Source organism: Enterococcus sp. DIV1682a (assembly GCF_051711005.1).
Taxonomy (GTDB): Bacteria; Bacillota; Bacilli; order Lactobacillales; family Enterococcaceae; genus Enterococcus_B; species Enterococcus_B hirae.
In genome coordinates, this window is record NZ_JBIOLT010000001.1 from 2,252,448 (window position 1) to 2,275,772 (window position 23,325).

General features: G+C 37.4%; 19 protein-coding genes. 1 reads left to right on the forward strand and 18 read right to left on the reverse strand.

Translation table 11 applies throughout. The features are described from left to right. Nucleotides 1-241 precede the first annotated feature (241 nt). From IGJ23_RS10330 to IGJ23_RS10405, 16 genes are all read right to left on the reverse strand, one after another. Nucleotides 242-1,105 (reverse strand): ketose-bisphosphate aldolase, encoded by an 864-nt coding sequence (locus IGJ23_RS10330; protein ID WP_438774932.1) that lies wholly within the window; start codon nucleotides 1,103-1,105, stop codon nucleotides 242-244. Continuing rightward, nucleotides 1,105-2,532 carry a PTS fructose transporter subunit IIC gene (locus IGJ23_RS10335; RefSeq protein ID WP_178285736.1) on the reverse strand — a complete coding sequence of 476 codons (1,428 nt, stop codon included), beginning with the start codon at nucleotides 2,530-2,532 and terminating at the stop codon, nucleotides 1,105-1,107. Before IGJ23_RS10335 ends, IGJ23_RS10330 begins: the two co-directional genes overlap by 1 nt. A 71-nt stretch (nucleotides 2,533-2,603) precedes the next feature. After that, the gene (locus tag IGJ23_RS10340; protein WP_053765737.1) at nucleotides 2,604-3,068 is read right to left on the reverse strand and encodes a PTS sugar transporter subunit IIA; all 465 of its coding nucleotides are present in this window, start codon (nucleotides 3,066-3,068) and stop codon (nucleotides 2,604-2,606) included. A 249-nt stretch (nucleotides 3,069-3,317) separates the two neighbouring features. Then, nucleotides 3,318-4,844, reverse strand: a complete 1,527-nt coding sequence (locus IGJ23_RS10345; RefSeq protein WP_438774933.1) for a M60 family metallopeptidase — start codon at nucleotides 4,842-4,844, stop codon at nucleotides 3,318-3,320. Between the two features lie 233 nt (nucleotides 4,845-5,077). Beyond that, a complete protein-coding gene (locus IGJ23_RS10350) occupies nucleotides 5,078-5,341 on the reverse strand; it encodes a type B 50S ribosomal protein L31 (RefSeq protein WP_010718705.1) in 264 nt (87 codons plus the stop codon). Between the two features lie 97 nt (nucleotides 5,342-5,438). Beyond that, a complete protein-coding gene (rho, locus tag IGJ23_RS10355) occupies nucleotides 5,439-6,734 on the reverse strand; it encodes a transcription termination factor Rho (RefSeq protein ID WP_010718706.1) in 1,296 nt (431 codons plus the stop codon). Continuing rightward, nucleotides 6,731-8,002, reverse strand: coding sequence for a UDP-N-acetylglucosamine 1-carboxyvinyltransferase (locus IGJ23_RS10360; protein ID WP_053765738.1), 1,272 nt, complete (start codon nucleotides 8,000-8,002; stop codon nucleotides 6,731-6,733). Before IGJ23_RS10360 ends, rho begins: the two co-directional genes overlap by 4 nt. Nucleotides 8,003-8,223: 221 nt before the next feature. Then, nucleotides 8,224-9,093 (reverse strand): class II fructose-bisphosphate aldolase, encoded by an 870-nt coding sequence (locus IGJ23_RS10365; RefSeq protein WP_010718708.1) that lies wholly within the window; start codon nucleotides 9,091-9,093, stop codon nucleotides 8,224-8,226. 269 nt (nucleotides 9,094-9,362) lie between these two features. Next, on the reverse strand, nucleotides 9,363-10,973 hold the full coding sequence (locus IGJ23_RS10370) for a CTP synthase (protein WP_010718709.1): 1,611 nt from the start codon (nucleotides 10,971-10,973) through the stop codon (nucleotides 9,363-9,365). A gap of 328 nt (nucleotides 10,974-11,301) precedes the next feature. Next, complete coding sequence (locus IGJ23_RS10375) at nucleotides 11,302-12,819, reverse strand: hypothetical protein (protein ID WP_438774934.1); 1,518 nt, start codon at nucleotides 12,817-12,819, stop codon at nucleotides 11,302-11,304. 809 nt (nucleotides 12,820-13,628) lie between these two features. After that, the gene (glnA, locus tag IGJ23_RS10380) at nucleotides 13,629-14,969 is read right to left on the reverse strand and encodes a type I glutamate--ammonia ligase (RefSeq protein ID WP_010718711.1); all 1,341 of its coding nucleotides are present in this window, start codon (nucleotides 14,967-14,969) and stop codon (nucleotides 13,629-13,631) included. A gap of 30 nt (nucleotides 14,970-14,999) precedes the next feature. Further along, nucleotides 15,000-15,392: a MerR family transcriptional regulator gene (locus tag IGJ23_RS10385; RefSeq protein WP_010718712.1), complete on the reverse strand. Its 393-nt coding sequence runs from the start codon at nucleotides 15,390-15,392 to the stop codon at nucleotides 15,000-15,002. Nucleotides 15,393-15,594: 202 nt separating this feature from the next. Beyond that, nucleotides 15,595-16,827, reverse strand: coding sequence for a GTPase HflX (gene hflX / locus IGJ23_RS10390; protein ID WP_034698955.1), 1,233 nt, complete (start codon nucleotides 16,825-16,827; stop codon nucleotides 15,595-15,597). Then, nucleotides 16,817-17,743, reverse strand: a complete 927-nt coding sequence (gene miaA / locus IGJ23_RS10395) for a tRNA (adenosine(37)-N6)-dimethylallyltransferase MiaA (RefSeq protein WP_438774935.1) — start codon at nucleotides 17,741-17,743, stop codon at nucleotides 16,817-16,819. The genes hflX and miaA overlap by 11 nt, the downstream gene beginning before the upstream one ends. A gap of 7 nt (nucleotides 17,744-17,750) precedes the next feature. Then, nucleotides 17,751-18,485: a glycerophosphodiester phosphodiesterase gene (locus tag IGJ23_RS10400; protein ID WP_088762555.1), complete on the reverse strand. Its 735-nt coding sequence runs from the start codon at nucleotides 18,483-18,485 to the stop codon at nucleotides 17,751-17,753. Nucleotides 18,486-18,844: 359 nt separating this feature from the next. Beyond that, on the reverse strand, nucleotides 18,845-19,372 hold the full coding sequence (locus tag IGJ23_RS10405; protein WP_010718716.1) for a hypothetical protein: 528 nt from the start codon (nucleotides 19,370-19,372) through the stop codon (nucleotides 18,845-18,847). A gap of 178 nt (nucleotides 19,373-19,550) precedes the next feature. Here IGJ23_RS10405 and clpP point away from each other — a divergent pair, with 178 nt between their 5' ends. Further along, nucleotides 19,551-20,144, forward strand: coding sequence for an ATP-dependent Clp endopeptidase proteolytic subunit ClpP (clpP, locus tag IGJ23_RS10410; RefSeq protein ID WP_010718717.1), 594 nt, complete (start codon nucleotides 19,551-19,553; stop codon nucleotides 20,142-20,144). 86 nt (nucleotides 20,145-20,230) lie between these two features. Here clpP and IGJ23_RS10415 read toward each other — a convergent pair whose 3' ends face one another. Both IGJ23_RS10415 and IGJ23_RS10420 read right to left on the reverse strand, forming a co-directional pair. Further along, nucleotides 20,231-20,719 carry a gamma carbonic anhydrase family protein gene (locus IGJ23_RS10415; protein ID WP_438774936.1) on the reverse strand — a complete coding sequence of 163 codons (489 nt, stop codon included), beginning with the start codon at nucleotides 20,717-20,719 and terminating at the stop codon, nucleotides 20,231-20,233. Nucleotides 20,720-21,267: 548 nt separating this feature from the next. Further along, nucleotides 21,268-22,740 (reverse strand): lectin-like domain-containing protein, encoded by a 1,473-nt coding sequence (locus IGJ23_RS10420; protein ID WP_034698948.1) that lies wholly within the window; start codon nucleotides 22,738-22,740, stop codon nucleotides 21,268-21,270. Between the last annotated feature and the right edge of the window lie 585 nt (nucleotides 22,741-23,325).

Below are 23,325 nucleotides of genomic sequence, written 5' to 3' on the forward strand. Positions count from 1 at the left end.
TTTACCATAAACAAAGATGCCTCCACCTACATCCAAAAACAGAATCGAGCGGTTAGAATGAAAATGCTTCGCTATAGGACATCAGCCGAAACAACTAAAATTAGCGATTCATTGGCTTATTCCTAGAAATACTGAGCATTTTTTCATGACCACTCGATTTCGATTTCATTGGAGACTGAGTCAAAACTTGTCTCGGTCTCTTTTAGTATCTCTAAAACGAATAAACGGTGAGAAATTCGTCTTATTTATAACACTTGGCTTGATCGATCGTGTTTAAGATCGTCATTTTATGTTTCACTACTTCCTGTACTTTTTGATTCGCATAAGGGTAGATCATATTCGGTTCATACATTTCCGGGTTTTCATTTAAGATTTCTCTTAATGCATCGAAAAAGACACTTTTAAGATCCGAACTAAGGTTGACCTTAGCTACACCATATTTAACTGCTTCGCTTACTTCTTTATCCGGATTTCCTGAACCACCATGCAAAACAAACGGCAAATCGATGGTCTCATTCAATTCTTTCAATAACTCGATATTCAGTTTTGGTGTTTTATCTTTAGGATATAAGCCATGTGCTGTTCCAATAGCGATAGCTAATGTATCAATATTCGTTTCTTCAACAAACTGTTTTGCTTGTTCAGGATCTGTGTAAATAATATTAGCTGCCCCACCTTCTGCTGACCCATTATTCCCAATCGTACCAATTTCTGCTTCGACTGACACATCTACCTCGTGAGCTAGAGCCACCACTTCTTTAGTTATCTTTATATTATCGTCAAAGGATTGCAAGGAGGCATCAATCATAACCGAGGTATAGCCATTGCGGATAGCCCGTAATACATCACTTACTTTACCGCCATGGTCAAGATGGATCACTACAGGTACTTTACTTTTATGCGCATAAGCTCGAACAGCAGCAACAAATTCATCATTCAAGTAAGCAATCTCATCGGGATGGATCTCTAAAATCACTGGTGCATTTAACCGTTCTACTTCTTCCATGATTGCCTTTAACATATCATAACTACAAATATTAAAAGCAGGAACCGCAAATTGATTGTTTTTAGCTACTTTCAATAACTCTTTCATTGTATATAACATTACACTTCCACCTCATTTATTATTTTTTCTTGCTTCACTATTTTTTCTTCATTTCCGACTTGTTCTTCGCTTGATTTCTTTAATAATCCAAGTGAAAGAGCCGTAACTACTGTCCCAGCACCAATCGCTAGCAAATACATGGGTAGGTGATTGATCACGTTAGGTATCAGCATGACCCAGATCCCACCATGCGGAGCAATGGATGTGACACCGGCAGCCATTGAGATACCCGCTGCAGTAGCAGAGCCAAGAATCAAGCTCGGAATGACTCGAATCGGATCTGAAACTGCGAAGGGAATCGCTCCTTCTGTAATATAAGAAGCACCAAGCACCCAACAAGATTGACCAGAAGTCCGTTCTTCTTTCGTAAATTTTTTCTTGAACAACAGTGTGGCTAAAGCGATCCCCAGAGGTGGGGTCATTCCAGCTGCCATACATGCTGCGATCGGTGCATTGACTCCGGCAGACATCAAACCAATGGAAAAAGTTGAGATCGATTTATTGATCGGCCCTCCCATATCAGCTGCCATCATCACGCCGATGATCAAGCCAAACATTAACCCAGAAGTATTGCCTAAACTATTCAACCAATTGGTTAATACTTCTAATAACCATGAAATGGGGTGTTCGATTACAAAAACCATTGCTAAACCAATGATCAAGATAGATACTAGCGGAACAACGATCAATTGATACATCGCTAAGATACCTTTTTTTACAGGAATTTTATTTGCCAGAAAATCTGTCACATACCCTGCTAACAGCCCCCCAATCATCCCCCCAAGAAATCCAGAACCACCAGTAGATGCCAGTAGCCCTGCCACGATCCCAGGTGCAAAGCCAGCTTTCCCCGCAATAGAGGTCGCAATCCCTGCCCCTAAAGCTGGCACCATCATAGCAAAAGCGGTGTCTCCGCCAATTCTAGAAAATGCGGCAGCTAGGACATTATAGTCAGCTGATTTAGGATCCGCTGCAGTGATCCCAAAAGCAAAACTTAATGCGATAATAATTCCGCCCGCAATAACAAACGGTAACATATAGTTCACACCACTCATAAAATGGTTATAAAGTGTGGCTTTTTGTTTTGTCGCTTTTGTTTGTTCAACTGATTGGGCAATTTCTAAAGTATTGATCCCTTTTAATGCTTCATCAATTACCAATTCTGGTTCTTTAATTGCTCGACTCGTTGAAACTTTTTTGATTCTTTTACCCGTAAAACGTTGCATATCAATTTCTTTATCAACTGCTAGAATAATCGCATCTGCTTCAGCAATCTCTTTTGTAGTTAACCTATTTTCCGTTTTGATTCCTTGCGTTTCAAACTTTGCATCATGGCCTAGTTTTTTAGCAGTCCCTTCTAATTTCTCAGCGGACATATACGTATGCGCAATTCCCGTAGGACATGCGGTTACACCAATTATTTTCATCGTTATTCTCCCCTATCTGCTTATTCAATAACGGTCTCAGTTGATGCGTGTGACATTATTCGATGATTCATTTAACGGATTGCTTTTTCTTCATTTTTTAAAACGGTCATAATTTCTGAGGCTGAATTTGCTTCTTTGATTTGTTTTCTAAAGTTTGGATCAATTAATCGCCTTGACAACGCACTGAGAATCTCAAGATGACTGTCAGCAGCGTTTGCAGGAACCACGATTGCAAAAGTATATGCAATTGGCTCCCCATCTAAGCCAAGATATTCTGTAATCTGGCTGCTACGAACAAAACAAATGGTTGGTGTAATGACAGCCTTGCTTTTAGCATGTGGGATACCAAATCCAGCTTCGATTCCTGTAGGCACTTCCTCTTCTCTTTTAAATAATGCTTTGATTATTTTTTTTGCACTTTTTACTCTATGTGTGGTTTCAAGTGTAGTACCGATACATTCAAATAATGATTTTTTTGATCGAATTGAGTCATCGAAAAGAATCAATTCTTCTGAAATCAGTTGACTAATCTCCACTCCATATAGCCTCCTTTCACTATTTGTTAACGCTTTCTAATAACTGTGGCAAGTATAGCATCCCTAATTCAGCCATTCAATGCTTTGAACGAATAACGAAAAATGGATCAAATTTTTAAAAAATCAGTCAAAAAAATGATCGATAGCGTTCATCAAAATTAGAGATTCATGTGTTTCAGGCCTTACTTATATAAAAAAACACAACGTATTTTGACCGTTACAATCAAAATACGTTGTGTTTATTGATGATCAATCAATTCTTTCCCAGTCAATCGTTTCTCCAGGAACTTTATCGGTATTCCACCATTTTGCACGATATTTCACACCTTTATACATGACAATATCCCCAGCAACATACACTTTATCTTTATCCCAAGTTTCAATTGAAGGATCTTCCGTGTTGCCATTGTTATTATCATCATCGGTGATATTTCCTACATCACCTTTCATTTCATCACGATATTCCCAGATTTTCTTCGTTAATTTTGGTAGTCTTGCTAATTCTTTTTTAGTATCGGCAGTAACTTCGATAGCCCATTTTTCAAAAAATGGCGTTAGATTTTTGTTACTGATCTTTGAAGCAGATAAGATAAAATGTTGTCGCTTATCTTGTTCTGTCCATAGCTGTGGACTTTCTTCACGATATAACTGATGTAGTTTAGGATAGAAGTCGCTGCCAAATGCTAATTCCAGCTGCCAAAACATTCCTAGTCGAACAAATTCATCTTGTTTATCAAAATTTTTCGATTGACTTCGATTCAAATAATTGAAAATATCCGTATATACGCGATCTTCTTCTAAACGACTACGCTGTCCTAATGCTTTTTGTACCCGCATCGAAAAGATATTCACGGTCACTTCGGTCATATCCTCCCAACCCATATCATCAATTTGATAGGTATGACCTAATTCATGCCAAATCCCCCACTGTGAGGAACCGTCTGGATCTAACAAGACTCTCATTCCATCTGCATAATTAAAACCAGTATGTTGTTCATACGCGTACATATAATCTTCTCTGGCACTCGTTTCACGCATATGTTGAACTAAGCCAGTTGGTTGACGATGGATTGTAGCGCTATTATCTAGTCCGGCTGTTTGATCGTGAAGATCAATTACTTTTTCTTTCGTTGTTAAAATTTTAGTTGGGTCCTTCACATAATTAATTGTTTTGTCGGATCCTGTAACCAAAACTCGATCACTGACCAATTCATAAGCAGGTGCATTTGGATGATTTCTTACTTCATTCTGCCAATCTTTATTGGTCATTTTTCCTAGAATAAAACGTGGAATTGTAATACCACCACGTATTTCAATTCTCGTTTTTTGTTGCGTGATGCGAGTGGATTCATTTTGGATATGGATCACACCTTCTTGAGTACCGGAAATGACGTTTCTTCCTCTATTTAGTCGTTTCCCTTTCGTTGCCCCTTCGAGATAATCTTTCAGACTAGCCCTGGTAATCGTATACGTCGGTAGTTGTTGCGCCGTTTCATCTACATAAATTTCGATCGTATCATTTTTACGTTTATAGATCCCTGTAGATTGATTGCTACTAGGACCAAACCAATTACCGATTTCTTCCCGATAACTCTCAACATCCTCACTTTGATAAGCATTCAAAACCGTTGAAACGTTTTCATTACTTCGCTCTGAAAGAACGACTTCCCTCCCAATAGTCGGTTCATTTACTGTTGCCTCAACATTTAGGTCATTTGATAAAATAACCATACCGAACAGTAAAGACCCCAAAATCATTGCTTTCTTCTTACTCATATTAGCACCCCTTAATGTTATTTTTTCTTTATAATATAACATTAACATGCATTATTTTATAAATGTTGTCGTTTTTTTCTAACGAAAGGAAATAATGAAAATCAGAATTTTAAATAATATGGTATGATAAATTTTTAGTGACAATTTTTTGATTATCAGAAACAGAAAACACAAAAAAAAACAGACTACCTTTATCAGATAGTCTGCTAAACATCGTATGAACAATGTTTTGATTATTCTGCAGCGTTTGCGTCTTTGAGACCGTATTTTTTGTTGAAACGGTCCACACGTCCGTCTGCTTGTGTGAATTTTTGACGTCCAGTATAGAATGGATGTGAGTCAGAAGTAACTTCGACACGGATGACTGGGTATGTATTACCGTCTTCCCATTCAACTGTTTCTTGTGAAGTTTTTGTTGAACCTGACAAGAATTTAAAGCCAGTTGTTGAATCCAAGAACACTACTGGATGGTAATCTGGATGGATGTTTTCTTTCATGCGTTTTCGCTCCTTTGCCCTGACCCATTTGCTGAACCAGAGTTGATTTGTCGATATACAACAGTAACATCTTAACATGTTTCTAACAACGTTGCAATTATCTTTTTAGATTTCTTGTCTGATTTTTTTTACCGAACGAGACATCTTGGAATTCTTTGAAAAATTGTTGATTGTTTTTGGTTTTTCTTAAAAAACGGATCAATTGTTCGGTGTATTCCAATGAATCGCCGACCATATTCTTTCGTAACTTCCAAATTTCTTCTAATTGATCTTCTGGCATTAGAAGCTCTTCTTTTCTCGTACCAGATTTCTTGATATCAATGGCAGGGAAGATACGACGCTCAGATAGTTCACGAGACAGTTGAAGTTCTAAATTCCCTGTTCCTTTAAACTCTTCATAGATCACATCATCCATTCGGCTACCCGTATCGACTAAGGCAGTTGCTAAGATCGTCAAGCTTCCACCTTCTTCGATATTTCTAGCTGCTCCGAAGAATTTTTTTGGTTTATATAGTGCGGCTGGATCGATTCCCCCGCTCAATGTACGACCACTTGGCGGTACGACTAAATTGTAAGCTCTAGCTAATCGGGTAATACTGTCCATCAAGATCACGACATCTCGTTTATCTTCGACTAAACGCATCGCTCTTTCCAGGACCAACTCAGATACCCTTGTATGATTTTGTGGTTGTAAATCGAAAGTAGATGAAACGACATCTCCTTTGACGCTTCGTTCCAAATCCGTGACTTCTTCTGGGCGTTCATCGATCAGAAGAACGATCAGTTCTACTTCTGGATGATTTTCAGTGATTCCATTGGCGATTTCCTTTAACACAGAAGTTTTTCCGGCTTTAGGAGGTGCTACGATCAAGCCACGTTGACCAAAACCTACTGGTGAGAAGATATCGATCATTCTTGTTGCTAGTCTTTGAGAGGTTGTTTCTAACCTAAGCTGTTCTTGAGGATACAGAGGTGTCAATGCTGGAAAATGCGGACGTTCTTTGGCTTCTTCTGGGTCTTTTCCATTTACACTTTCCACGTGCATCAACCCATAATAACGTTCTGACTCTTTAGGTGGGCGAGCCTTTCCTGCTACTTTATCTCCATTTCGCAAACTAAACCGTCTTATTTGTGAAGCAGAGATATAGATATCTTCTACACTTGGCCCATAATTGATTGGTCGTAAAAAACCATACCCATCTTGTCCAACGATATCTAAGATTCCTTCCATATAATAAAACCCTTGTTTTTCTGCTTGCGCCCGAATCACAGCTAAAGATAATTCTTTTTTATTCATTTTGCTATAATAAGGAATCTTAAATTCTTTTGCGTAACTGTAGACCTCTTTTAATGTCTTATTTTCCAGTTCCGCCATCGTTAAATAATCACTCATTCAGCTTCCACTTCCTCCACCATTTGGATTTCAGCACCTAATGCCGTCAATTTTTCAATAATATGATCATAACCACGTAAAATATATTCTACGTTATAAATAGTAGTTGTTCCTTCAGCCATGAGACCTGCAATAACTAAACAAGCACCTGCTCGAAGGTCAGAAGCGACTACCTCTGTTCCATGAAGTTTATTTGGTCCATTTGTAATGATCAAATTCCCTTCCACTGATATATCAGCACCCATACGTGCTAATTCAGGCACATGATTCACACGTTTAGCATAGATCGTATCTGTGATTTCAGCTGTTCCTTTGGTCATTAATAAGAGGGGAGTCAATGGTTGTTGTAAGTCTGTTGCAAACCCAGGATATGGATAAGTCATCACATTCACCGCTTTTAACTCTTTAGACGGAAACACTTCAATCTCATCTTCTCTAATTGTCATGTTTACGCCCATTTCTTGAAGTTTAGCAATAAAACTTTCTAAATGTTCGTAAATCACATTTTTGATCTTAACACCATTTCCTGCTGCTGCAGCAAGCGCTAGATAAGTTCCTGCTTCGATTCGATCAGGGATCATGAAATGGCGACAACCATGGAGTTTGTCTACACCTTCGATTCGGATCACATCCGTCCCTGCTCCTCGCACTTTGGCACCCATATTATTTAACAAAGTAGCAACATCGATGATCTCTGGTTCACGAGCGGCATTTTCGATTACTGTCTGACCTTTCGCTTTAATAGCCGCCAGCATCACATTAATCGTTGCACCGACTGAAACGACATCCATGAAAATCCGATTTCCCTGTAATCCCTCTTGGTCGGTCCGTAAATACATCGCACCATGTTCATTGTTGACTGAAGCACCTAATGCTTCGAAACCCTTGACATGTAAATCAATTGGTCGCGGTCCTAGATAGCAACCACCTGGCAAACCAACCACTGCCTCACCAAATTTTCCAAGCAGTGCCCCCATAAAATAATAGGAAGCCCGTAGACTATTGATCTTACCACTTGGCATGGGCACAGAGACGATACCGCGGGGATCAATTTCTAAAATGTTTTGTGAAAAATGGATTTTTGCTCCCATGATTTCTAAAATTTCGATTAGTGAATGAACATCCTGAATATCAGGTACGCCTTCTAAAATAACCGGAGAATCTGCTAAAATCGCTGCAGGAATCAAAGCCACTGCACTATTTTTAGCCCCACTGATCGTTACTTCACCAGTTAACGGACGATTTCCTTCAATTATGATTTTTTTCATTGATTTCCACCTTGTTATTGTTCAATTTTATTACACATGCTTGTATTTTATCATAGATGAAATAAAGAAACGAGTTCCCATTCTTTTTTATTTCCTCAAAAATCAAAGGTTTATTCTGAAAAAAGATGGACAAATGTTTATCAAAGTGAACGATTATCAATTTGCGAAAAAAAAACCGCAAAACAGGTTGAACCTGTTTCACGGCATTCTTAATCGATTAATTAAGCTTTGTTAGCTGAACCGAACCAATCAATGTGTTCTTCTGCATCTTTAATGATTGCAGCTTTACCTGGTGCTAACAATTTACGAGGGTCAAAACCTTTTCCTTCTTTATCTTTGCCAGCTTCGATATATTCACGAGTAGCTTTAGCAAATGATAATTGGAATTCAGTATTTACGTTTACTTTAGAAACACCCATTGAAATTGCTTTTTGGATTTGTTCTTGAGGAATACCTGATCCACCATGTAATACTAAAGGCATATCTGGACCTACAGCATCAGCGATTGCTTGTAAATGATCAAATGCTAAACCATTCCAGTTTTCTGGATATTGACCATGGATGTTACCGATACCACATGCTAGGTAGTCGATTCCTGTAGCAACCATTTGTTTGCATTCTTCGATATCTGCTAATTCACCGTTACCGATGATTCCATCTTCTTCTCCGCCGATTGAACCAACTTCACATTCAACAGAAATTCCTTTAGCGTGAGCTTTTTCTACAACTTCTTTCGCTAATTTCAAGTTTTCTTCAAATGGTAAGTGAGAACCATCAAACATAACTGAAGTATAGCCTACTTCGATACATTCCATAGCTGCATCATAGTCACCATGGTCTAAGTGGATGGCAACAGGAACAGTGATGTTCATTGATTCAACTAAGTCACAAATAATATCTTTAGCAACTTTGTAGCCACCCATGTATTTAGCCGCACCCATTGAAGTTTGGATAAGTACTGGTGCTTGTTTTGCTTCAGCTGCTTCAAGAATTGCTTGAGTCCATTCTAAGTTATTTGTATTGAATCCGCCGACAGCGTAACCGCCTTTACGAGCAGCTTTTAAAAATTCAGCTCCTGATACTACTGGCATAATAAATTCCTCCTAAGTTTTGTAAAACTAAATTTGTTAAGACTATCCTTAACCAACGAACCTATTTTACCAAACATTTTCAGAGTTTTCTACTAAAATCAATGAAAATGAAAATTTTCAAGAACTTTTTTGCAAAAAATAAGGTTTTCAGTTGGCTGATTTAGTCAAAAATGGCTAGTTTATCGTTTTTTATTGTTCAAACAATAACAATTTATTTATAACTGTTTTCTCTAAATTCATCTGAAACATTAAAAGCGTATTTGTCCCGCTTATTTTCCTTCACGTTCAGACAAAGCAGCTCCGACAAATCCTTTGATCAATTTTTGTGGGCGATTTGGTCTTGAGATCAATTCTGGATGGAATTGACAACCAACAAAGAATTTTTTCTCTGTTAATTCCACGATTTCCACTAAACGATTATCAGGAGAAACACCTGAGAATACTAATCCTTTTTCTTCAAATAATTGACGGTATTTATTGTTGAATTCATAACGATGACGGTGACGTTCTTGTACTACATCGGCTCCGTCATAAGCTTCGGCTGTTTTCGTTCCTTTTTTAATTTTACATGGGTAAAGACCTAGACGTAACGTTCCACCTAAGTTTTCGATATTTTCTTGGTCTGCCATCAAATCAATGATATTGTTCGTTGTTTCTGGTGTAGTTTCTGCTGAAGCAGCATCTTCCAAACCAACCACATTACGAGCGAACTCCACACACGCCATTTGCATGCCTAAACAAATCCCTAAGAAAGGCACATCATTTTCACGAGCGTAACGAATAGCTTCAATTTTTCCTTCAACCCCACGATCGCCAAAGCCACCGGGTACTAAGATACCATCTGCATCTTTCAAATATTCTGCAACATTTTCTTTGGTTAGATCTTGAGCCTTGATCCAGTCAAGTTCGATGTCCGCATCAAAAGCAAAGCCTGAATGTTTCAACGCTTCAACAACTGAGATATAAGCATCTGGTAATTCTACATATTTACCTACTAAAGCAATTCGGACTTTTTTCTTCAGATTCAATACTTTTTCTTCTAATTGTTTCCATTCTTCCATATCAGCTTCTGGCGTTTCTAGTTTCAAATGTTCACAAACGATGCGATCCATGCCTTGTTTTTGTAAAAGCAACGGAATAGAGTAAAGAGTGTCCACATCTGGTGATTCAATGACCGCTTCGGGTTCTACGTCACAAAATTGTGCTAATTTATTTTTCACATTTTGTGAAACAGGTTGCTCTGTTCGAACCACCAAGATATTAGGTTGGATTCCTAAACCACGTAATTCTTTTACACTATGTTGAGTTGGTTTAGTTTTCATTTCTCCCGCAGCTTTTAGATAAGGAATCAATGTTGTGTGGATATACATCACGTTATCAGCACCAACATCCGCCTTCATTTGGCGTAGTGCTTCTAAAAATGGTAAAGATTCGATATCGCCGACTGTTCCGCCAACTTCAGTGATGATCACGTCTGAATCAGTCATTTTTGCTGCACGCATGATTTTCTCTTTGATTTCATTTGTGATATGAGGGATGACTTGAACAGTTGCTCCTAAGTATTCCCCTTTTCGTTCTTTACGAAGTACTTCTGAATAAATTTTCCCTGTAGTAACATTGGAGTATTTGTTCAAATTGATATCGATAAAACGTTCATAATGGCCTAGATCCAAATCAGTTTCTGCTCCGTCGTCTGTTACAAAAACTTCTCCGTGTTGGTACGGACTCATTGTTCCCGGGTCTACGTTGATGTAGGGATCAAATTTTTGGATGGTTACTTTTAAGCCACGATTTTTCAACAAACGACCTAAAGAAGCTGCAACGATTCCTTTACCAATCGATGAAACTACGCCGCCCGTTACAAAAATGTATTTTGTCATAAGTTCAAAAACTCCTTCTTCTTTTATCTGCAGGAAAAGTCCCAGAAAATGAACAAAGCTCCCTATTCTAGTTAGAATAGGGAGCAAAATTTCTGTGAACTTCTGACCCTTTAAAAGGGTGCCCAATGAGTATACTACAAGCAAATTTGAAGAAAGTCAAGCCTCTAATTTAACGTTGCAGATGTCGTTAGTCATAAGAATAATCCAACGTCATTGATAAATGAAAACAGGTAGTTCACTCTCTAATAAAAAAACTGCACGAAAAATAGTACACTCATTCTTTTAGTAAGAACGATTAGCCATACGACTTCTTTACTCATTCACTAGACTATCTTTGATGATCTCTAGAAGATTTTTGTCCTTGTTTTTCAGATGTATTTGTACTTCTCGTTCTTGCAGCATTGAATTTTTCTGTCCTATTTTTTAACGGTAACAATTTTTCTACATCTAATTGTTTCCAGTTTTCTTGTCTTCTTTTCTTCAAATCCTCCACTTTTTTCATTACCTGTTCCTGTTGTTCGGGGGTCAAATTAGAAATTTCAGCTTGAAAACCTGATTTATCTTCAGCTTTAGTTCCCACCTTACCTACACTTTCTTTAACCAACTCTCTAAATTCTCTTTTATATAATTCAAGGTTTGAAAGTTCCTCTGGATTGCCATGCACAAGATCTGTTTGTGGATGCTGTAACATATTGAATTCAGCATAGTTAGTCAGCAGTTCTACAGCATGGCGGTTAACCTGCCAACGTTCATTTACGTTTTCCACGCTCAAACCAAGATTATGTATAATTTCCCTATATTCATTCTGCCTAAGAGGCAAAACACGTCTTGAAGTACCTTCTATTGTTGTACTATGTGGTATATCTAAATTCTCTTCTAATATAGATACAACCTCGTGTTGTGCAAGTGGAATAACTGGGTCATTCATTTGCTCACGAAGTACTGAAGTGATATCCTGTATCAGGGTAAAAGGACGGCGCATTCTCAACCTTTCTATTTTTATTGAAAGTTCAGTATCCCTTATTGCCTTCATCTCCTCAATTCTTTTCTTTTGTGATTCTTTAATTTTATTACGAGTATCAGGACTGAGGTCAAACAAGTCCACGAAAGAACCAATATCATTAGGTTTCATCTTAAAATTTTCTATTACAAATTCTATATCCTCACTTAAATCAGCCTCATTAACTTTGTAAGGTAACTCTGAATACATTTTTTTAAGACTCTCTGCAACCTCTGTGAACGTCCTTGATGTCATCGACTGTTGCACCATTTCGTTAATTTTTTGTATTCGTTCTTCTTTTAAAAACTTGATTTTACGTCGAGGTTCTTCTTCAATCTCCCTTTTTCTAATTGTTTCACGAAGATTTTCTTTATTTGCTAGTTCTAGCTTATCAATAGTAGAATTTATTTCATCTGGTGTAAAATAGGTTTTTTCAAAGAAGACGTCTAATGCCTCACTTATATCAATATCGTCTATTGGTTGAATAACATTAATTTCCGGATCATGAATCAATTGATTGATAGATGCAACAACTGTATCTATCATCTTTGAGCGATCAGAGAATGAATTGACTTCCTCACTTTGTTTGTTTAAATTTTTATGAACAGCTCTAAGTTTTTCGTCTCTTAATAAATTTTTTTTTCGCACTTGATGTTTTTTCATTGAATTAATTTGTGATGTTCTAACCTGTTCACGAGTATGATCATCCAGATTAAGACGATCTACTACGTAATTGATTTCATCTTTAGAATAAGTACGTAGGTTTAATAAAAATATTTCTTCTTCATCTTCCTCTAATCCTTCATTCATATCTTTGATTATTTGATCTAATTCAACTTTATTCATAAATTTATGCCTCCTTTATAATATAATAATAAGGCAATAACTTTAATTTGAGCATACCTAATTTTCCCCCCAGAAGAAATAGGTATGCTCAAATTAAAAAAATTCAATTATTTATCATCATATACAATCTTCAATGAACTCATTTTTTACTTGTGCGTATCAACCAGGAGTGCAATAATCACTGTAAAACAAGAATATTCTCAGAAAAATTCTACACAAAAAAAATGAAAAAAATTTTTTTATACTATAGAATAGGTGTGTTATTCATATTTTGCAAATAATTTTCTTTCCATTAAAATTTTAAAAAAAATTTCAATCAGAAATAGCTGTATACTACTCGTAGAGAATGATTTCATTACACAATCCAACCAGTTATTTGTGATTCAGAATAACTTAACATCATCCGTTTCTCATTCTCTTACTCCTGAGGTGTATTCTTCAGGAGTTTTTTGTTGTCCCACATCTATTTTGCTCTCACTAAACCATGCACGAACAAAATAAGCCAAAATTTCCTAAAATAAGTCTTCAGCGACTAAGAAATCAGTGAAACAAACTAACTTTCTCTTCAGTCGTACTTATTTTTCGTAAAATTTTGGCTTATTGTCCTGTTATCATGCAAAAGAAGGCTATGAAAAGAGCGGTTTGCCCTGAGTATTAAGGATGAAAACCTCGAAACAGCTTTTCATGTTTTGAAAAATTCATGCTTATTTCAAGGAGCTGATGCTAAAAACCCATTTACTCGTTTTTAGAATGAGGTGAGATTGATCTCTCCAACTCCAATTATTCGTATTCTAATGGGGCAACGATAATCAATATAACTCCAAGTATTGTTCTCTTTCCCATTCTGAAACAGTTTGTCTAAACGCTGCCCATTCCAAGCGTTTTGCTTCGACAAAGTTCGAAAAGATATGTTGTCCCAATGCATCGATCATCACTTTGTCTTTTCTTAATTCTTTGATTGCATTATGGATCGTTGAAGGAAGATCTTGAATGTGAGCTTCTTCCCGTTCTTCTTCGTTCATCACATAAATATTTCGGTCCACCGCTGCTGGTGGTGTGATTTCATTACGAACGCCATCTAATCCAGCTTGTAATAAAACAGCCATTGCTAGATATGGGTTAGCAGACGGATCAACTGAACGCAATTCCAAACGTGTGGATAAGCCACGTGATTCTGGAACACGGACTAATGGTGAACGATTACGACCGCTCCATGCCACATATACTGGTGCTTCATAGCCAGGAACTAAACGTTTATATGAGTTGACGGTCGGATTGCAAACCGCTGTATAGGCACGAGCATGTTTCAATAGCCCACCTAGGAAATGATACGCTGTTTGGCTAAGTTCTAAATCGCCATCTTTGTCATAAAAGACATTTCCTTCATCATTGAACAAGGACATATTACAGTGCATCCCCGAACCATTGATCCCGAATAATGGTTTAGGCATGAACGTTGCGTGTAACCCATGTTTACGAGCAATTGTTTTAACGACTAGTTTGAATGTTTGAATATTGTCACAAGCATCCACAACGTCTGCATATTTAAAATCAATCTCATGTTGCCCAGGAGCTACTTCGTGGTGAGAAGCTTCTACTTCAAACCCAAGGCTTTCTAATTCTAAAACAATATCACGACGACAGTTCTCACCTAAATCTGTTGGTGCAAAATCAAAATATCCACCTTTATCGTTTAACGTGGTCGTGATTCCACCATCTTCATCTAACTTAAATAAGAAGAATTCTGGTTCTGGACCTAAGTTGAAAGAGGTAAATCCAAGGTTGCGCATATCTTTTAATGCACGTTTCAAATTCCCGCGTGGATCACCTGCAAAAGGTGTGCCATCTGGGTTATAGATATCACAAATCAAACGAGCTACTTTGCCATGATCACTTTCCCAAGGGAAGATCATCCATGTTGAAAGATCAGGATACAAATACATATCGCTTTCTTCAATCCGAACAAAACCTTCGATCGAAGAACCATCAAACATCATTTTGTTTTCAAGTACTTTATCGATTTGACTAACGGGTACTTCGACATTTTTGATCGTTCCTAAGATATCTGTGAACATTAATCTTAAAAATCGAACGTTCTCTTCTTCAATGATTCGTTTAATTTCATCACCAGTTATTTGTTTCTTTACCATGGTATCCCTCTTTCTTTTTCTTTATATTATTCAGTCAAAGAATTGTCGTTGCATTCCTTGCGACTGATAATGCCCAGTTTTACTTAGCCCACCTTGCGCCAATATCTCATCACGAAAAATTTGTCGAACGTCATGATCAGTTAGCGGTTTTTTGCTCTTTTCTTCCTGTTTTTTGGCTTGAGCCATTTCGTAAACTCGTTTGATACCAGCCATATTTAATCCATCAGAAAGATAATCTTTGATCTCTAACAACAAGTCAATATCGTTTAATGAATACATTCGACGATTTCCTTCACTTCTTTCAGGATGAACAAAATCTTGTTCTTCATAATAACGAATTTGTCGTGCGGATAAATCAGTCAGTTTCATTACTGTACCAATTGGAAATACAGACATTGAACGGCGCAATTCCTTTTCTCCCATCAGACGTCCCCTTTCGTTTAACAAGTTGGGTAAAGTATACCAATCAAAAAAACTACTGTCAACCGCTTATGTCAGGTTTTCTAACATGAGAGTTGTTTTTTTTACAAAAAAACTTGAGCAACGATTCATTGCTCAAGTTTTCTAACTTTTAAAAAAAGAGAAAATACATAGGTCACTCTGATAAGAAAGAGACAACGACCATTTAACTATTCAGCCATTTAGAAGTTGACTTTGCAAATCCTTTTACTTCATATCCATTTTTTTCTTCTACAAAATGCTCTTTCAAAACGAGGGTTTGTCTTCGTAAAGCACTTAACGTTTGCCCATCCTGACTGGGTACAAAGAGCGTGTATGGCACCATCAATTCCAACAACTGCTGTTTGATCGCTTGTACTAGCTTTTCTTTCCCATCGGTACTTTGCGCCGATATCAATACATTTGGAAAGAGTGAGGGAGTAAATAAGGCTGGATCAATTTGATCCGCTTTGTTATAGACTGTTAATACAGGCATCTCTTCCATCTTTAGTTCCGCCATCAACTGTAATACAGTCTGCTCCTGCAAAATACGATCTGGCGAACTTGCATCAACTACATGTAACAATAGATCCATTGATTGACTTTCTTCCAATGTTGAATGGAACGCATCAATTAATTGTGTCGGAAGATCTTGAATAAATCCAACCGTATCAGTAACAGTAATCTCAAATCCTTCTGCAAATCGCCATTTCTTTGTTAAGGGATCCAAAGTAGCAAATAACTGATCTTTAGAATACGTATCCGCTTGCGTAAGCAAATTAAGAATGGTTGACTTCCCCGCATTGGTATACCCAATCAAACCAATTTGAAAGATTTCACTAGACTGTCTTTTTTGGCGATTTCTCGCTCGATGGGCTTCTACAGCCTTCAACTCACGTTTTACCCCTAATATTTTATTACGGATATGACGTCGATCCGTTTCCAATTTGGTTTCCCCAGGTCCTCTCGTTCCAATTCCACCACCTAATCGAGACAATGACTTTCCTTGTCCAGCTAAGCGTGGTAAAAGGTATTCTAATTGAGCTAGCTCTACTTGCAACTTTCCTTCTTTCGAACGGGCTCTCATGGCAAAAATATCTAAAATCAACTGGACTCGGTCAATGATAGGGATTCCTACTGCTTCTGAGACTAGCTGACTCTGCCGAGGGGTCATTTCATGGTTAAAGATAATCAGATCCGCTTCATGAGCATCCGCTTGTTGGATCAATTCTTGTAATTTACCTTTACCGATAATGGTTTGACGATCGACTTGCGGTCGTTTTTGCGTCAATGTAAATACAACTTCCCCAGAAGCTGTATTGGTCAGCTTGCTTAATTCTGCCATCGACTCTGTGAAGTATCGTTGATTCTGTTCTGTCTCAACGCCTACGATGATCACTTTTTCTTTTTTATTTGTCATCTTTTTCCTCCAACCACGTTCTGATCAATTGATCAATTTGCTCCATACTACTGGACTCTGCTAATAAGTCAAACCAATGTGCATCAAGACGATTACGAAACCATGTTAATTGTCGCTTTGCATACCGTCTCGAGTTCATCTTCAACTGCTCCACAACGTTTTCTAAAGATTCTTCTCCCTTAAAATACGGATAGAATTCTTTGTATCCAATGCCCTGACTCGCTTGGACTTCACCAAGTTCATACACAAAACGTGCTTCTTCTAATAAGCCTTCCTCTAACATACTATCTACACGTTGATTGATGCGCTGGTATAACAAGGATCTCTCGGTATTAAGACCAATCATACAATAATCATAAAGACGTGCGGGTTCCTCTTGCGGTGTTGTGATACTGTAGCCAGTCACTTCAAATACTTCTAAAGCTCGAATCACTTTTCGTTGGTTGTTCCAATGAATTTTTTCCGCTGCTAGCGGATCTTGTGTTTTCAAATACTCCCAAAGTTCTTTTTTACTGAGTGTTTCAGCTAATTCTTCATATTTTTTTCGTACTGCTGTGACGCTTTCCTCTTTTGCACCCAATTGAAAATCATAAAGTAAAGATTGAATATACAACCCTGTTCCGCCAACGATCATCGGCAAACGACCACGTTCTGTGATTTCTGTGATCAATTTTCGTCCAGCTTTTTGAAAATCTGCTACGGAATAAGTTTCATTCGGTTCGATGACATCAATCAAATGATGAGGGATACCTTCCATTTCTGACGTTTTTATTTTAGCCGTCCCGATATCTAATTTTTTGTACACTTGCAGTGAATCCCCACTAATAATTTCACCGTGAAATTTTTTAGCCAATTCCACGCTAAGCGCTGTTTTCCCTACCGCTGTAGGTCCAACGATTACTAATACTTTTTCCATTATCATCCTACTTTTTCATTGTTTGTTTTATCCAAAATGCTTTTTGGGGAAAGTCTGTGATTATTGCATCTAGTTGTTGATCGAAACATCGTGCCATCTGCTGGTCGTCGTTGATGGTCCAGCATCTGATCGATTTGGGGAATGTCTCCATGGATGGCAAATGCTCCAAGTACCAGTCACCTCTAGGATGAATCCCTTCTATCCAAGGAGTATCTTCAGCTAACTGTACTTTCTTTTGTGACGTACTTAAAAGAAGATCCAGCTGTGCCTGAGGATCAATTTTTACTACTCGTTCCAATGTATGAAAGTTAAAACTGCAGTACGCATGTCGAAAAGGCCATTCCACTGCTTTTAATTGTTGAACTACTTTTTCTTCGATGCCAGCATACTCATATTTATCTGTTTTAATCTCGATCATTACCGTTCCACGATAATTCATTTCCCAAAAAAGATGCAAGACCTCTTTCAAAGTTGGCACTTTTGTTGCCTGAAACTCTGTATTGAACCACTTTCCTGCATTCAACTTTTTTATCTCTGCTAATGTTTTTTCCCGTACCAATCCTTTGCCATCCGTTGTCCGATCCACTTCCTCATCATGAATCACCACGATCTGCTCATCTTTCGTCAAATGAACATCTAGTTCAATCCCATCTGCACCTATTCGAACCGCTTCGGCAAACGCAGGCAATGTATTCTCTGGATGGGTACCACTACTTCCACGATGCGCAAAAATCTGAACCATTTCATCACCACTTTCAGTCTCTTTGATTGTACCATAGGAAAAAGGCTGTGAAAAAGTCGTAATACTTCAAATGGTTAAGAATGAGGTTGACTTGTCATTCTAAAAAATGAGTAAACGGTATTCAATAAAGAACTACTCAGCAATAAGCGATGATTTTCTAAAATATGAAAAGCTATAAAAAAGTCCTCTCTCATTTATAGTGTTCCCTCTATCGAAAATAAGCCGAAAAAACCAAAAATATAAGGAACTACTTTTGGATTCTTCGGCTTATTTCTAAAAGCTAGACAATTCTGTCACAACCTTGCCTTTACAAATTATAAAAGTTTTTTGATCCTCTTCGATCTCAACTCAAAAAACAATTAGCTCCACACATTATCATTTGAGAAAAAGCCAATAGGTTGTCGCGTGACACTTTTTAATTGCGCTTTTTTTTCATTGATCATTTCCGTCAGATTATCCGTGAAGTTTTCTAAGATCACACGTCCACCTTTATAAGCATAACCGCCTATTTTCATCGTTTCGTCAGGAGAAAGAACGACTTTACGGTGCGCAATGTTTTTAAACAACTCCTCTAAGATGTAATTTGGAAGATAAAAATTATTTTGTGCAGCAAATGACTGTAAATAAGCAAAATCATCAATAGTGATATAACAATCATCAAATGCATCAAAGCTGACATATTCATCTAACAGTGTTGCTCTTTTTTGCAAGATTTCATTGATTTTTTTATTTAGTTGATTCAAAGTCTCAATCTCTTTAACTTTTAATTCTAACTCCCGTCTTCGTTGCTCTTTGTTTTCAAGATGGCGCATCTGAACAACCATCCCGATATATACTAAAATAGCTCCTAATAAAACGCCAATTAAGCCTACGATGCCAACTACCAATTAGTGTTCCTCCTTGCTGTATTCTTCTATTTCATCATAACATAAACGTGCAAGCACAGACTATTTTCTAAAATTTTTTTATTTGACCTTTATTGACCAAGAATGTATACTACTTTTTAGGTAGAAGAAATGAATTTGTGTTACACTATTTGTAAAGAACTTAAGGAGGAACCAAATTATGAATTTAATCCCTACAGTTATTGAGCAATCCTCTCGTGGCGAACGAGCTTATGATATTTATTCACGCTTATTAAAAGACCGCATTATCATGTTAAGTGGTCAAGTGACAGATGATCTTGCAAACTCGATTATTGCCCAATTGCTTTTCCTAGATGCACAAGATTCTGAAAAAGACATTTATCTTTATATCAACTCTCCTGGCGGTTCTGTTACTGCTGGAATGGCGATTTATGATACGATGAATTTTGTTAAAGCAGATGTCCAAACCATTGTGATGGGTATGGCTGCTTCTATGGGTAGTTTCTTACTGACAGCAGGTAAAAAAGGCAAACGTTTTGCTTTACCAAATGCTGAAATCATGATCCATCAACCACTTGGCGGCGCACAAGGTCAAGCGACAGAAATCGAAATCGCAGCTCGTCACATTTTACAAACACGAGAACGCTTGAACAAAATTTTAGCAGAACGTACTGGTCAACCTCTTGAAGTGATTGAAAAAGATACCGACCGCGATAATTACATGACTGCTGAACAAGCGAAAGCATACGGTTTGATTGATGAAGTGATGGAAAACAGTGCTGGATTAAACTAATATCATTTGTAAACTAAAAGGACGATGGGACTGCTCGATTGAGCGGCTCATCGTCCTTTTTTCAGTTGGAACGAAAGCTCGGTTTTTCAATGCTGTTCTTTAAACTTTCCTTCGTTATATTGTTCTCCAAGTTCAACGTAATGTTGAATATTTTGGCGATTCTTTTCAATCTCTTCTTCCGTTAAAGGACGAATGACTTTAGCTGGCCGACCAAACGCTAATACGTTGGGCGGAATGACCTTGCCTTCGGTCACTAAAGAACCAGCACCAATCAAACTATTTTCACCGATCACTGCATGGTTCAAAATAGTTGATCCCATACCAATCAACGCGCCCTTTTCGATGGTGCAACCATGAAGCATACATTGATGTCCTACCGTTACATTTTCAGCAATTTCAACTGGTGCATCATGGTCCACATGAATAACAGTACCATCTTGAATATTCGTTCTTGCTCCAACTTTAACCGTATTGCTATCCCCACGAATCACCGCTTGATACCAAACTGTGACCGATTCTTCGAGCTCTACATCGCCAACAACAGTTGCATTCGGTGCAATAAATTTTTGACTCATTTTTACACATCTCCTTTTTTGGCTTATTTCCAATTATAGCAGAAGATGGATTTCTCCTTCAAAAAGACTGGCAGCTATTATTTCATAGTCCCTTCAAGCACGCCTACTCTCTAGGGACTGAGACAAAAGTTGTCTCAGTCTCTTCTAGTATCTCTAAAAACGAATAAACGGCGTTCAAGAAGCAACTCCTCAACAATAAGCCTGAATTTTTCAAAACATGAGAAGCTGTTTCAAAAAATTCTTTCTTATTGTCATCAGAGCTACCCGATGTTTTCACGATCTCTGATTCACGGTGAGACAAAAGTAGCATCTTCGGAAAATTTGCCGAAATTTACCAAAAATTTGAGAAGCACCAAGTAGGTAACAATCAACATCAAAAACTAGTTTTTGTGTTTCTTGTCAATTTTCGGAAATTCCTTCTTATTTCTTGATGCTGAACACTTTTGTCTCAACCTCTCGTTTTTACACAACTAAAGAGCTCAGAACAATCTTTCGTGTTCCAAGCTCTTTCCTTTTATCTATATGCTATCTAAACTGGTAGCTAAATTTTATCCATTTACTTTAGAAATATTGATTGAGCCGATATAGCCAGCTTTATAGTTTTCCACATTGATTAGTGGGCTTGTTTCTCCTTTATTTACTTTAAAAGTAGTTGTAAGTCGATAGTATCCTTTTTCTTCTAAAACCCCATCTCTCATCAATGTGGTGTTAAGGAGTTCACGACTATCTTTAGACGAAGTATCTTCCTTCAATGCCACTTTTACATAATGGTCACTCAACATATCGACCACTGGTTTCACATAAACGGTTACTCGATAAGTTGCATTTTCTTCTAAAGCTTCACTACCGTTAAAGATTTTATATACACTAGCATGCTGATCAGCAAAGAAAGTATAGTCACCAACTAAAGCATTCACAGGGTCTTTCACTAGTTCAATGTCATCTCCTGAGAACATTTTCCATCCAGCAGTTTGTCCGTCAGGCCAAGTATCATTGATTTTCACCGTTACATTAATCGTTTTTCTAGCCACTTCATTTACACTATTTTTCACTTCATAAGTGACTTGGTATTTTCCAGGAATAGAGGAATCAACGTTGTTTTCTACCACTTTGATTTTGTCTGTGATGTCTCCGTCAACACGATCATAAGCACTTAGATTGATTCGTTTGTCATATGGATCAAATAACTCATCGTGCAAAATTTCAATATCATTTGCATGTAACTCTGGTTTTTCAAAAACAGCTGCAAATTGATTGATTCTGACAGTATGCGTATTGAAGTGTTCTCCTGTTGCAGCTCCAATCGTAAAAGTATATTTCTTTGATTTATCGATGTTTGGATTTTTCAATTCCCAATGTTGCCCATCATAATCTGCAGTAATAAGTTGTTGCTTGCTATTCCATTTTAACGTTAATTTTTTAAAAGTATTTGGCGTGAATTTAATTTGTTGCATAGGAGCTAAAGCGGTTAAAAATCCGCTGTTGGCATCTGTTGAAACAAAGCCTCCATGAGCACCAACCATTTGAGCATGGTTGAAAGAAGTATCCGCATCATCTCTATCTGGCGCTTTAGAATAGGTATCCAATTCAAATCCAATTCCCTTTTTCAGGCCTCTGATACCTAGACCACCACCATTAGCTCCAATGTCGCCAATTGCTCCTTGGTGGAAAGCCACACCTACCCCATCAGCACCATTTACATTATCACCTAAATTGACATCCATATCCAACAAGAAATCATAGTTCATATCAAGGGAGACGATTCCAGATATTGTTCCTTTTTGAAATTGTTTCGATTGAGTAAGACGAGCTGTATGGGAATCAAGTTGGACGGCACTTCCATTAAATGCGACGATGTCTTTCAAATCAAAATTATTTTGATCCACATTTTGGGAGATAGCAATATTTTTATTGACTAAAACATTACTAGTTTCTGCATTTACTGACAATCCAACAACACTTACCCCAATTAATCCAATAGTTCCTGCACATACTTTTTTATAAAAGGTCTTTTTGTTCATAATAAATAACACTCCCATTCATATAGTTATTTTTTATACACTATCCTTTTCCGTTTTATCTGCATTTCACCATCTCTTTTCATTCTTTTAGTAAACAATTACGCGTAAAATTCATTTACTAGCAAGCATCCAGTAGTAGAAGCATTTTTGAATGCTATTTCGCCTCCCTTGATCTTTTTTCTACTACAAAATTATCGTAACGCTCAGATCCTATTATTTTTATTTTGTATAGTAGTCCAACAAATAAAAAAAGAGGTGAGACAAAAATGTTTAGCTTTAATAAATAAGAAGGGATTTCTGAAAATTAACAAGAAGCATAAACACTCGTTTTTTGCTGTTGATCGTTACCTACTTGGTGCTTCTTATTTCTTGATGCTACTTTTATCTCACTGTTTATTCGATTTTTAGAGATACTAAAAGAGACTGAGGAAAGTTTTTCCTCAGTCTCTCTATTCTAAAAATTCTTTCTTATTTGCTCGGAGCTGATCGCTTCTTTCACGACCTCTTGGTTTAAACGGTGTTCAAGAAGCAACTCCTTGAAATAAGCCTGAATTTTTCAAAACATGAGAAGCTGTTTCAAAAAAT